The sequence below is a fragment of the Mesorhizobium sp. M1A.F.Ca.IN.020.06.1.1 genome (assembly GCF_004023265.1).
Classification (GTDB): Bacteria; Pseudomonadota; Alphaproteobacteria; order Rhizobiales; family Rhizobiaceae; genus Mesorhizobium.
Window position 1 is genome coordinate 1 of sequence record NZ_RZSR01000083.1, and the last position, 10,617, is coordinate 10,617.

12 protein-coding genes and 1 pseudogene are annotated in these 10,617 nt (G+C 63.9%); 4 read left to right on the forward strand and 9 right to left on the reverse strand.

Annotated features, from left to right (window positions below):
- Together EOA60_RS06190 and EOA60_RS06195 are read right to left on the reverse strand one after the other, a co-directional pair.
- The coding region (locus EOA60_RS06190) for a GTPase (protein WP_128311143.1) at window positions 1–233 on the reverse strand (233 nt) is incomplete at its 3' end.
- Window positions 234–239: 6 nt separating this feature from the next.
- The gene (locus tag EOA60_RS06195) at window positions 240–905 is read right to left on the reverse strand and encodes a tetratricopeptide repeat protein (RefSeq protein ID WP_066999055.1); all 666 of its coding nucleotides are present in this window, start codon (window positions 903–905) and stop codon (window positions 240–242) included.
- A 202-nt stretch (window positions 906–1,107) separates the two neighbouring features.
- Here EOA60_RS06195 and EOA60_RS06200 point away from each other — a divergent pair, with 202 nt between their 5' ends.
- Window positions 1,108–2,112 carry a polysaccharide deacetylase family protein gene (locus tag EOA60_RS06200; RefSeq protein ID WP_127334984.1) on the forward strand — a complete coding sequence of 335 codons (1,005 nt, stop codon included), beginning with the start codon at window positions 1,108–1,110 and terminating at the stop codon, window positions 2,110–2,112.
- Window positions 2,113–2,181: 69 nt separating this feature from the next.
- On the opposite strand, the gene sbmA is transcribed toward EOA60_RS06200, so the two are convergent.
- From sbmA to EOA60_RS06215, 3 genes are all read right to left on the reverse strand, one after another.
- Window positions 2,182–3,441 carry a peptide antibiotic transporter SbmA gene (sbmA, locus tag EOA60_RS06205; RefSeq protein ID WP_066999060.1) on the reverse strand — a complete coding sequence of 420 codons (1,260 nt, stop codon included), beginning with the start codon at window positions 3,439–3,441 and terminating at the stop codon, window positions 2,182–2,184.
- A 122-nt stretch (window positions 3,442–3,563) separates the two neighbouring features.
- The gene (locus tag EOA60_RS06210; protein WP_128293166.1) at window positions 3,564–4,724 is read right to left on the reverse strand and encodes a YbfB/YjiJ family MFS transporter; all 1,161 of its coding nucleotides are present in this window, start codon (window positions 4,722–4,724) and stop codon (window positions 3,564–3,566) included.
- Window positions 4,725–4,796: 72 nt separating this feature from the next.
- A complete protein-coding gene (locus tag EOA60_RS06215) occupies window positions 4,797–4,994 on the reverse strand; it encodes a hypothetical protein (protein WP_095800927.1) in 198 nt (65 codons plus the stop codon).
- Window positions 4,995–5,089: 95 nt separating this feature from the next.
- Between EOA60_RS06215 and EOA60_RS06220 the strand changes: the two genes are divergently transcribed.
- The 3 genes from EOA60_RS06220 to EOA60_RS06230 all read left to right on the forward strand — a co-directional run bounded on the left by EOA60_RS06220 (window position 5,090) and on the right by EOA60_RS06230 (window position 7,771).
- Entirely contained in the window at window positions 5,090–6,004 is a 915-nt protein-coding gene (locus EOA60_RS06220; protein ID WP_095823837.1) for a LysR substrate-binding domain-containing protein, read from the forward strand.
- Between the two features lie 140 nt (window positions 6,005–6,144).
- The gene (locus EOA60_RS06225; RefSeq protein WP_128311146.1) at window positions 6,145–7,401 is read left to right on the forward strand and encodes an aminopeptidase; all 1,257 of its coding nucleotides are present in this window, start codon (window positions 6,145–6,147) and stop codon (window positions 7,399–7,401) included.
- A gap of 22 nt (window positions 7,402–7,423) precedes the next feature.
- Window positions 7,424–7,771, forward strand: a complete 348-nt coding sequence (locus tag EOA60_RS06230) for a DUF488 domain-containing protein (RefSeq protein WP_095823839.1) — start codon at window positions 7,424–7,426, stop codon at window positions 7,769–7,771.
- Window positions 7,772–7,968: 197 nt separating this feature from the next.
- On the opposite strand, the gene EOA60_RS06235 is transcribed toward EOA60_RS06230, so the two are convergent.
- From EOA60_RS06235 to EOA60_RS06250, 4 genes and pseudogenes are all read right to left on the reverse strand, one after another.
- Entirely contained in the window at window positions 7,969–8,316 is a 348-nt protein-coding gene (locus EOA60_RS06235) for an ArsC family reductase (RefSeq protein WP_082954003.1), read from the reverse strand.
- Window positions 8,317–8,500: 184 nt separating this feature from the next.
- On the reverse strand, window positions 8,501–8,854 hold the full coding sequence (locus EOA60_RS06240) for a nuclear transport factor 2 family protein (RefSeq protein ID WP_095823840.1): 354 nt from the start codon (window positions 8,852–8,854) through the stop codon (window positions 8,501–8,503).
- 107 nt (window positions 8,855–8,961) lie between these two features.
- Window positions 8,962–9,939, reverse strand: coding sequence for a 2-dehydropantoate 2-reductase (locus EOA60_RS06245; protein ID WP_095823841.1), 978 nt, complete (start codon window positions 9,937–9,939; stop codon window positions 8,962–8,964).
- Window positions 9,939–10,550, reverse strand: a pseudogene (locus tag EOA60_RS06250) (AMP-binding protein); the annotation flags it as partial. The pseudogene EOA60_RS06250 and the gene EOA60_RS06245, both read right to left, overlap by 1 nt.
- Window positions 10,551–10,617 lie beyond the last annotated feature (67 nt).

The window sequence follows — 10,617 nt, forward strand, 5'->3', positions numbered from 1 at the left end:
ATCTCGGTCTGCTGGCGCATGCGGCCGGGCAGCGTCGAGGCAGCCGCATCCTCGAAGCCGGCGGTGTCGATGACGTCGAAGTGAAGATCGTAAAGCTTGGCGGCATGGACGCGACGATCGCGCGTCACGCCCGGCGTGTCGTCGACAAGCGCCAGCTTCTTTCCCACCAGCCGATTGAAAAGAGTCGATTTGCCGACATTAGGCCGGCCGATGATGGCGACTTTGAACGTCATCCGGGGTCACGAAGCGTTGCCCGACCCGCGGATCAGCTCGGACATCAACTGCGCCCGCTGGCGCGCATTGCGCGGGGCGCCGTCATCCGAAGCGATCTGGTCGAACAGTTTCAGCGCATCCGCCGACTTGCCTTCCTTCCAGGCGGCAAGGCCGAGCGCCTCACGCGCCGAGCTGCGCAGCGGATTGGTGTCGGCGGTGAGCGCCTCGACACGGCTGGAGACATCGGCAAACGAGCCGTGATCCACCAGCAGCAGCGCCGCTCTCAATCGCGCCATGTCGCGGATGCCTGCGGGAATGGCGCTGTCGGCCGCGACCGCATCGAAATCCTTGACGGCGGCGTCGACGTCTCCCTTGTCGGCCTTGACGGTCGCGGCCCGCATGCGGGCGAGCAGCGGATAGGCGCCATAGCCATCCTTTTCCAGCTGATCGAGAGCGGCGATCGCCTCGTCGTTCTTGCCGTCATTTGCGAGCTTGAGCGCCTGCGAGAAGGCATCGCCCGACCGGTTGGCGCGGGTCTCGTCCCAGTAGCGGTAGCCGACGAAGGCGGCAGTCGCCACCACGATCAGGATCGCGGCACCGAGCAGGGCCGGACCAAAGCGGTCCCACAGCGCCTGCGCCTGCTCGCGACGAATCTCTTCGTTGACTTCGCGGATAAAACTGTCGTCCGACATCAATCAAAAACCATTGCGGCCCCGGAACGGAGCGCTTCTTGAGCCCCGCGTTTTAGCGAAATTTCGTCGGCATGGAAGGGGGATCGCCGGAAAATCGGCGGAGGCTCCCAGTGCCCCACAGGCCTTGCCGGAACGCATCGATGCTACATTTGGGCGATAGACGGCTTTCCTACAGCCCCAAAGGTTGCCCAAAAGGTTGCCAGTGCCACGTTCGTTCCGCGTCCTTGCGTTCAGCCTCGCCTGGCTTGGCTCCGTTGGCACGGGGCTTGCCGATCCGCCGAAACCGATGGCGGCGAAACCAAAGCAGATCGTGCTTATCTCCTTCGACAGCGCACGCGAGATCTCGCAATGGGAGCGCAGCCGCGCGCTGGCAAAGCGCACCGGCGCGCATTTCACGTATTTTCTGTCCTGCGTCTTCCTGCTCTCGCCGAAAACGCGCGCCGAGTACGTCGCGCCCGGCAAGGGTGCCAGCAAATCGAATATCGGCTTCGCCGCCTCGGAGCCGGATGTCGCGGACCGGCTGCAACAGATCCGGCTCGCGGCCGCCGAAGGTCACGACATCGGCAGTCATGCCTGCGGACATTTCGACGGCAAGGGCTGGAGCAAGGCCGACTGGCTGGCCGAGTTCTCAGCGTTCCGCCGCGTCCTCGAAAACGCCTATGCGATCAACGGCATTTCGCCGGAGCCGCCTGGCTGGCGTGATTTCGCCCGCCATGCCGTGATCGGTTTCCGCGCGCCGTACCTCTCGGCCGGTAGGGCCCTTTACGAAGCGCTGCCCCAGGCCGGCTTCCAATATGACGCAAGCGGTGTCTCGAACGGCCCTGCCCTGCCGCGCGCAAAGGACGGCACCACCCGCTTTGCATTGCCGCAGATTCCGGAGGGGCCGAAGTCGAAGCGGGTGGTGGCGATGGACTACAACCTCTATGTCCGCCATTCGGGCGGCTTCGAGAAGCCGTCGATGGCGGGCGAGTTCGCCGACCGCGCCTATCGGGCGTTTCGCGCCGCCTTCGATGCGCAATACAACGGCAAACGACTTCCGCTGGGGCTCGGCTTCCACTTCACGCAGATGAATGCCGGCGCCTACTGGAACGCGCTGGAGCGCGTTGCCGGTGAAGTCTGCGTCATGGAGCAGGTCGAATGCATCAGCTTCCGCGACTATATCGAGCGGCAGCGCTCCGGCGATGCACGGGTTGCCGTGGGCGGCTGAGCCGCCCACTTCCAATCTCTTGCCTGGGCGCAATTCCGGACGGAAAGGCGCTCCGCAATTGTTCCGAGTTCAGGCCGGATCCTCCGCGCTCTGCCGCGCGAGATAACGCTGGTCGATGTCTGGCAGCGGCTCGCCTTCCAGCGTCGCCTCGAAGGCGCGCAGGCGCTTGTGCACTGACTGCAGCTCGACGATGGTCGACCAGGAATTCAACAGGAACTGCAGCGAATTCGTCACCTTGCCGAAGGCGTTCGAAATCTGGTTCAGCGCACCGAAGGTGATCTTGTGCGCAACCAGCGAGGGCCCGAGGATCAGCAGCGAGAAGATGTTGTCGGCCTGCAGGTAGGTGTACCGAACGACGTTGAAATAGATGTAGTGGAAATAGAGCCTGAAGTAGTTGCGGCGCACATTGTCGAACAGTTCCGTCGTCGTCGCCGGCTGCGCCCGGTCGGGATGGTCTTCGCCGTAGACGAGTTCCTTGCGATAGGCGGCCTCGACGCGCTGGTTGCGGAACTGGAGGCCCGGCAGCTTGATGCCGGCGAGCATCACCGAGGCCGTGCCGAATATGCACCACCCCAGCGCGGCAACGACCAGGGGCTGCGGCACCGCGCCCAGGATCGGCAACTCGGTGATGTGCGCTTGCAGCTGGATCATCACCGGCAGGAAGGCGATGAGGGTCATGATCGACTGGACGAAGCTCGAGCCCAGGTCCTCCATGATCTGCGAGAAGCGCATCGTATCTTCCTGGATGCGCTGCGAAGCGCCCTCGATGTGGCGCAGCCGGCCCCAGTTCGCCATGAAGTAGTCGTTCATCGCCGTGCGCCAGCGGAAGATCCAGTGGCTGACGATAAAGGCGTTGACCACCTGCACGTTCATGCCGACCAGCGCCAGCCAGGAGAAGTCGGCCAACCCCCTGTAGAACTCGATGTCAGTCGATGGCGTCGTTCCGGACATCAGCCCCTGGACATAATCGAAGAAAGGTCCGTACCAGTTGTTGACGGCGACGCTGACCTGCACGTTGAAATAGATGAAGAAGAGAATGACGGCGGTCATCAGGATCGACCAGTTCTGCCACGGATGCGGAGCATACCAGCTCCAGAACGCGTAGAAGATCGCCACACAGGCCACGAAGTACATGTAGAACCACAAGAACGGCTTCGACCATAGAACCGCGATGCCGATGATGGGCGGCGCACCCGCAGCCGCCGGCGGCATGCCGAGGATGGCGCCCAGCTGTTCGCCGCCGAAGAACCAGAACAGGATCGCCGCAAGGCTCCAGAGGGCGGCCGAGGTGAAGAAAAGCTTCGGCTGCGGGAAGAAGGATACGAACACTGTGGCGGGTTTCCTCGGTCTGACCGCAAATCAGCGGCGTTGCTGTTCGGCGGGCATAAGGTCACACATTACTGGGAAAGAAAATGCCCGGCCCGGCGCCCGGCACCGAACAAGACCACAAATCATGGCGATTTTGGTGCAGCCGACCAGGCAACGACGCCGGAGACCAGCAGAGCGGCAGCCGCCATGATCGAGGCGAGCACATAATTGCCCGAGGCCTGGGCGAGCAAGCCGGCGGCAATCGGACCGATGATCTGGCCGAGGCCGAAGGCGGCGGTCATCACCGCGAAGATGCGGCGCGGCGCCTGCGGCGCAAGCTGCCTTGCTGCCTGCAGGCCGAACGCGGTGATGGCGATGAACGTGCCGCCGAGCAATATGGCAGCCAGAAGCGGCCCGCTGAAACCTTTGGCGACGACGCTGGCGATGACGCCGACCACTTCGACCAGGCAGCTCACGGCATAGGCCGTATAAAGCCCGATCCTGCCGGCGAGCTTTTGCCAGAACCAGGTCGAGGGGAAGCCGGCAAGACCGGCGATCATCCAGACCGAGGCCTCGAAGACACGTCCGCCGCCGTCCTGGCGAACGATGGCGACCAGAAAAGTGGCCGTCACCACATAGCCCAAGCCGAACAGCCCATAGGCAAGGATTATCTTCGTCAGCGATCTATCCTTCGGCAACGCCGGTTCAGGCCCATCGACGCCATTGGCGGGCGTGGCGGAGCCCGCGAGGATCGCGACGAGGAGCAGGCCGACAGCGGAAATTGCTCCCGACCATAGCCAGCCCGCGGGCCAGCCGGCATGGGCCGTGACGAGGATGGCCAGCAGCGCCGAGGACGCCGCAATGCCCAGGCCGACACCGCCGAAATGCAGCGCTTGCAGATCGCCGCGGCCTGCCTTTGCAAGATGGCTGAAGACGATCGACGACATGAAAACCATGACGAAGGCGCTGGCCAGGCCGGCGAGAAAACGAATGGCGAGGAAAGCGGCCATCGTCTCGTTCAGTCCCATCAGAGCCGCGAGCACGGCGCTCGCGGCAAGGCTTGCGAACATCAGCAGACGCTCGCGGCCATGCGCCCAGCCGCCGGCCGCGGCGAGCGCGCCAATGAGATAGCCGAGATAGTTAGCGGAAGCGATCCAGCCGGCGTCTGCCGGCGTCAGGTGCAACTCTTCCATCATGCCGGGCAGGATCGGCGTGTAGACGAAGCGGCCGATGCCCATGGCGACGGCGAGAGCCGTCATGCCGGCGAGGGCAAGGCGCAAGGGAGATGGCGAAGCGGCTGTCATTGCAGCGCAGCATAAATGTGTGCACGTGCGAAACAATGCGATTGCGTTGGGCCAGGCCGGCTTGGCCCGCCTTCAGCGGCAAGCCGTCTCGTACACCGTGCGGCCGGCCGTGAGCCGGAACGGCATATCGCCGAGCTCGCGCTCCGACATGGAGTCCAGCACCGGATGCGACAGAGGATCGACCGTCCAGCGGGCAATCTCGCCGTCGTCCTGCCAAGCCTGTCTTGGCTCAGCGCCGGAAAGCCCCTTCAGCAAAGAGAAAATCTTCATCGACCTGCCTCCAAGCCCGGTTTGCCTCGCTAGAATCCGCTTTTCTTCGGCACGTTTCAATTGAGATTTGAGACCCGCAAATTTAGAAAAACTGGATGACGATCCTGAACCGTGTCCACCTCAATGGCTTGCGTGCCGTCGAAACCGTTGCCCGCGTTGGATCGCTTGCCGCGGCGGCTGCCGAACTCAATGTTTCGGTCAGCGCCGTCAGCCAGCAGATCAAGCGCACGGAAAAACAGCTGGGGCAGGCGCTGTTCGAGCGGACGTCCGGCGGACTCGTGACGACGGAATTTGGCGTCGTTTTCACGGCCCGGCTGAGCGCCGGCTTCCGCGAGCTTGCGCAAGCGGTGGCGTTGGCCGACGAGGCAACGGAATGCACCCTGGTGGTGTCGGTGGCGCCCGCCTTCGCCTCGAAATGGCTGTTGCCCAGGCTGTCGCGGCATTTTGCCCGCCATCCCAACGTGCTCTTGCGCATAGACGCTTCAGGCAGGCTCGCCGATCTCGACCATTCCGATATCGACATTGCGATTCGGATGGGCGACGGCGCTTGGCCGGGAGTAAACGCGGAACTGCTTTTGGCGCAGGAAGTGTTTCCGGTCTGCGTACCAGCGATCGCGGCCAAGCTGAACTCGATCGAGGACCTGGCGCGGACCTGCGCCATCACCGACGAGCGGGCAATGATCAGCTGGGATAGCTGGTTCAAGGCGGCCGGCGTCGAGCCGGTCACTTTCCAAAAAGGCGCGCGCTTCACCGATCCGATGCTCTGCCTGGAATCTGCAATCGCCGGCCATGGCGTGATGCTCGCCTGGCAATTGCTGACCGCCGATGCGCTGGCCGATGGCCGGCTGGTCGCCCCTTTCGGCGTGCGAGCTGAAAGCGGGCTCGGCTACTGGATGGTGACCTCGGCCACCAAAAGCGAAAGCCGAAAGGTGCGCGACTTCAAGGCCTGGGTCCGCGAGGAGATCGAAGCGACCAAGGCGCAGTTCCGGGCGCTCGACAGCGCCGCCTGAGCTCGTTTGAGCATGATCTTGTCCGAACGCCGCCATGCACTTTTCGCGATCATGCCTGGAGGCCCAGTCGATCGCGGTGGAAAGGCCGGGCGCAGCGGTCTATGTAAGGATCAGACCCCACAATCACGGCAGGCAGGATCATGACCACACATTCGCGCGGCGTCTCGGCAACCATCGACCCGGTGAAGCTCGACAGGCTGGCCGAAGTCGCCGTCAAGGTCGGGCTGCAGCTGCAGCCGGGACAGGACCTGGTGCTGACGTCCGCGATCGCGGCGCTGCCGCTGACCCGGCGCATCGTCGAGCATGCCTATAAGGCCGGCGCCGGGCTGGTGACGCCGATCTTCAACGACGACGAGATCACGCTGGCGCGTTTCCGCTATGGCGCCGACGCCGGCTTCGACCGCGCCGCCGGCTGGCTTTACGAAGGCATGGCGAAAGCCTTCGCCAACAATGCGGCGCGGCTTGCGGTGCGCGGCGAGGATCCGTCTCTGCTGTCGGCGCAGGACCCGGCCAAGGTGGCGCGGGCCAACAAGGCGAATTCGATGGCGTACCAGCCGGCGCTCGAAAAGATCACCGGTTTCGACATCAACTGGAACATCGTGGCATATCCGGATGTTGCCTGGGCTCGCCAAGTGTTCCCGGGCGAGCCCGACGATGTCGCGGTGGTGAGGCTCGCCGACGCGATCTTCTCGGCCTCGCGCGTCGATGTCGAGGATCCGATCGGCAACTGGAAGGCGCACAACGCGGCCTTGGCCGAGCGCACGAAATGGCTGAACGAGCACAATTTCCACGCGCTGCATTTCACCGGACCGGGCACCGACCTCACCGTCGGCCTGGCGGAAGGTCATGAATGGATGGGCGGCGCTTCGACGGCGAAGAACGGCATCACCTGCAATCCGAACATCCCGACCGAGGAAGTCTTCACCACGCCGCATGCGAGGCGCGTCGAAGGCCATGTCTCCTCGACCAAGCCGCTCTCCTACCAGGGCACGCTGATCGACGAGATCTCGGTGCGCTTCGAGGGCGGTCGGATCGTCGAGGCCAAGGCCTCGAAGGGCGAGGAGGTTCTGAAGAAGGTGCTGGACACCGACGAGGGCGCGCGCCGGCTCGGCGAAGTGGCGCTGGTGCCGCATTCCTCGCCGATCTCGAAGAGCGGCCTGCTGTTCTTCAACACGCTGTTCGACGAGAACGCCGCCTGCCACATCGCGCTCGGACAGTGCTATTCGAAGTGCTTCGTCAACGGCGCCTCGCTCAGCCAGGACGAAATTGCCGAGCGCGGCGGCAACAAGAGTTTCATCCACATCGACTGGATGATCGGCTCGGACAAGATCGACATCGACGGCGTCGGCAAGGACGGCAGCCGCGTGCCGGTGATGCGCAAGGGCGAGTGGGCCTGAGAGACCCGACGCGGAGACAGCCTTGGACGTGGCGGTAAAGCGCGTCTACGAAGCGCCGGAGAGGAGCGATGGCCAGCGTGTGCTGGTAGACCGCGTCTGGCCGCGCGGCGTCTCCAAGAAGGACGCCGCGCTGGACCTTTGGCTGAAGAAGATCGCGCCGAGCACCGAACTGCGCAAATGGTTCGGGCATGATTTCGAACGATGGCCGGAGTTCCAGAAGCGGTACTGCGCCGAGCTGGACGGCAACGAGGAGGCTGTGGCGCAGCTGCGAGAACTGCTGCGCCACGGCAAGGTGACGCTGCTCTTCGGCGCGCATGACGAGGCGCATAACAATGCGGTGGCGTTGATGGGGTATTTGCGGAGGGAGTAACCTCTCTCTCGTCGTCATCCTCGGGCTTGACCCGAGGATCCATGCCGTGACTGTCACCGAAGGACGCAAAGGAGCAGAACTCTTAAACCGCCACAACGCTTTAGCGTCGCGGCATGGAATCCTAGGGTCTGCGCGCGTCGCTTCGCTCGTTGCTCGCCCTAGGATGACGAGGGATAGTGTGCCGCGCCTGCCGAATCCTACTTCACCGCCTCTTCATAAACATCCGGCTTGAAACCAACCAAGATGCGGCCACCCACCTCCAGCACGGGCCGCTTGATGATAGTGGGCTTGGCGAGCATCAGCTTCTTCGCTTTCTTCTCGTCGAGCGCTTCCTTATCCTTCTCCGGCAGTTCGCGAAAAGTCGTGCTGCCCTTGTTGAGCAGTCTCTCCCAGCCGACCTTATCGACCCAGCCATTCAGCCTTTCCGCCTCGATCCCTTCGGCGCGATAGTCATGGAAGCGGTAGGGAAGGTCGCGGCTCTCCAGCCAGACGCGCGCCTTCTTGATCGTGTCGCAGGTGGTGATGCCGTACATGGTGATCGTCAATTCGGACCTCGGGCGGATGGATTGCGAATCTGGCCGAATCCTAGGCTTGCCTTGCCCGCTTTGCCAGCGTGACTACGTGAAGACGATTTGGCGCTCTCCATGGCGGCCGGAATATCATCTTGGCCGCCATGTCTGATTTTCAGATCCTGCAACGAAGATTCGGAATGCCAGACGCCGATCGGCTTCAATAGTAGAAGCGCTCTTCGCTGATCTTGCCGTTCTTGACCGTATAGAGGCCAACCTCATCCATTTTGACGCGTTCGGCGGTAGATTTGGGCGTCACGTCAAAGGTGAAGCGCAAGGCGAACTGGTCGCCATTGACGTAGGGGCCCTCGATCGAGCCGCCGTGAACCTCATGGTTCGCTTCCCACCATTCGCCCTTCTGCTTTACGGCGTCCCTGCCGCTGCAAACGGCCATGGGCCCTTCCATCGCCTCGTAGCTGACGATGTTATCGGCATTGTATTTCGCGGCAGCGCCGCGGTTGTCGCCCTGCTTGAGGAGTTCGGTGAAATGCTTGGCGACTTCGGCACTGGTCATGATTTCCTCCCGGTTTGGACAGACCCGAGATAGGGAGCTCCCGCGTGACCTGCCATCGCCGAAGCGTCGGTAGCTGACAAATCGTGTCAGGATCGAATGCCGGTCTGCTAACAGCAGCCGCGCTGGATCGCCAGCCGGCGCACCAGCGCCAGCACGGTGTCGATGGCGGGCGTCGGCTGGCCGGTCAGGCGGCCAAGCTCCTGCACTGCCGTTACCAGCGCGTCGACCTCCATCGGGCGGCCGCGTTCGAGGTCCTGCAACATCGAGGTCTTGTGCCCGCCGACGTCGCCGGCCCCCTTGATGCGCCGGTCGACGGGGATCAGGAAGCGCACGCCGAGGCGCTCGCCAATCGCCTGCGCCTCCAGCATCATGGCGCGGGCGACGGCCCGCGTGCCTTCATCGGCGACGATCGCCGCAAGCGTGCTGCCGGTCAGCGCCGAGATCGGGTTGAACGAAAGATTGCCCCAAAGCTTCACCCAGATTTCCGAACGTATGTCCTCGCGGACCGGCGCCTGCAGCCCGGCCTTGACCATCTCGCGCGCCAGCACACTCGCCCGCTCGCTCTTTTCGCCCGAAGGCTCGCCGAGCGAAAAGCGCGTGCCCTCGACATGGCGGATCCGCCCGGGCGCATCGACCTCGACGGCCGGATAGACGACGGAGCCGATGATGCGCTCAGGCCCGATGGTCTCCCAGATCTTTCCGCCGGAATCGACCGCATCAAGCCGCGTGCCTTCGAGCGCGCCGCCGGCCTTGTAGAAGTACCACCAGGGCACGCCGTTCTGCATGGTGACGACGGCTGTCCCCTCGCCCAGCAGCGGTGCAATCTCGCCCAGCGCCGGCGCCAGAGAATGCGCTTTCAGCGCCAGCACCACGTAATCCTGAATACCGAGTTCTTCGGCCGTGGCCGCTGCTCTCACCCGGGCGATCGTCTCCTTGCCGTCCTCGATCAGGCGTAGGCCATCGGCCTGGATCGCTTCGAGATGCGCGCCGCGCGCGACGATCGACAGATCGACGCGGCCGGCAATCGCCAGCTTGGCGGCGAGGTAGCCGCCGATGGCGCCGGCGCCGAAGACTGTAATGCGCATCAGCTCAAACCGAGTTTTGCCGCGAGGCCTATGCGCTGCAATTTGCCGGTGGCGCCCTTCGGGATCTCGTCCAGGATCACCACCTTGCGCGGCACCTTGAAATCGGCGAGCCGAGTCGCGGCAAAGCCGCGAATGTCGGCCTCGCTGGCGCTCTGGCCTTCCCGCAGCACGACAGCGGCAGCCACTTCCTCGCCGAGCTTGTCATGCGGCATGGCGAAGGTGACGACCTGCGCCACCGCCGGATGATCCATCAGCACGCCATCGACCTCGAGCGGAGAGATCTTTTCGCCGCCGCGATTGATGATCTCCTTCAGCCGGCCGGTAACGCGCAGATAATTGTCCTCGTCCAGCACGCCCTGGTCGCCGGTGTGGAACCAGCCATGCGCGAAGGCGCTGGCGTTGGCGTCCGGATTCTTCTCGTAGCCGGCGGTGACGTTCGGGCCGCGAATGACGATCTCGCCGATCTCGCCGGGCTCGAGCAGCCTTCCATCCGGCGCCATGACGGCCACTTCCGGTCCGGCCGAGGCGCCGACGCTGCCCGGCTTGCGCAGTCCGGGTGGCAGCCGGTTGGACGCCATCTGGTGCGCAGCCTCGGTCATGCCGTAGGCCTCACTCCCGGCGCAGGTCATGGCAGAGCTGGAGGCGACTTTCGGCTGTCCGGTGATCGAGGCCTACGGC

What these genes read in the sequence shown, in the direction of transcription:
- EOA60_RS06210 (WP_128293166.1), bottom strand. Translation starts at nt 4,724, where the DNA reads ATGACAGCCGCTTCGCCATCTCCCTTGCGCCTTGCCCTCGCCGGCATG.
- EOA60_RS06245 (WP_095823841.1), bottom strand. Translation starts at nt 9,939, where the DNA reads ATGCGCATTACAGTCTTCGGCGCCGGCGCCATCGGCGGCTACCTCGCC.
- EOA60_RS06195 (WP_066999055.1), bottom strand. Translation starts at nt 905, where the DNA reads ATGTCGGACGACAGTTTTATCCGCGAAGTCAACGAAGAGATTCGTCGC.
- EOA60_RS06225 (WP_128311146.1), top strand. Translation starts at nt 6,145, where the DNA reads ATGACCACACATTCGCGCGGCGTCTCGGCAACCATCGACCCGGTGAAG.
- EOA60_RS06220 (WP_095823837.1), top strand. Translation starts at nt 5,090, where the DNA reads ATGACGATCCTGAACCGTGTCCACCTCAATGGCTTGCGTGCCGTCGAA.
- EOA60_RS06215 (WP_095800927.1), bottom strand. Translation starts at nt 4,994, where the DNA reads ATGAAGATTTTCTCTTTGCTGAAGGGGCTTTCCGGCGCTGAGCCAAGA.
- EOA60_RS06240 (WP_095823840.1), bottom strand. Translation starts at nt 8,854, where the DNA reads ATGACCAGTGCCGAAGTCGCCAAGCATTTCACCGAACTCCTCAAGCAG.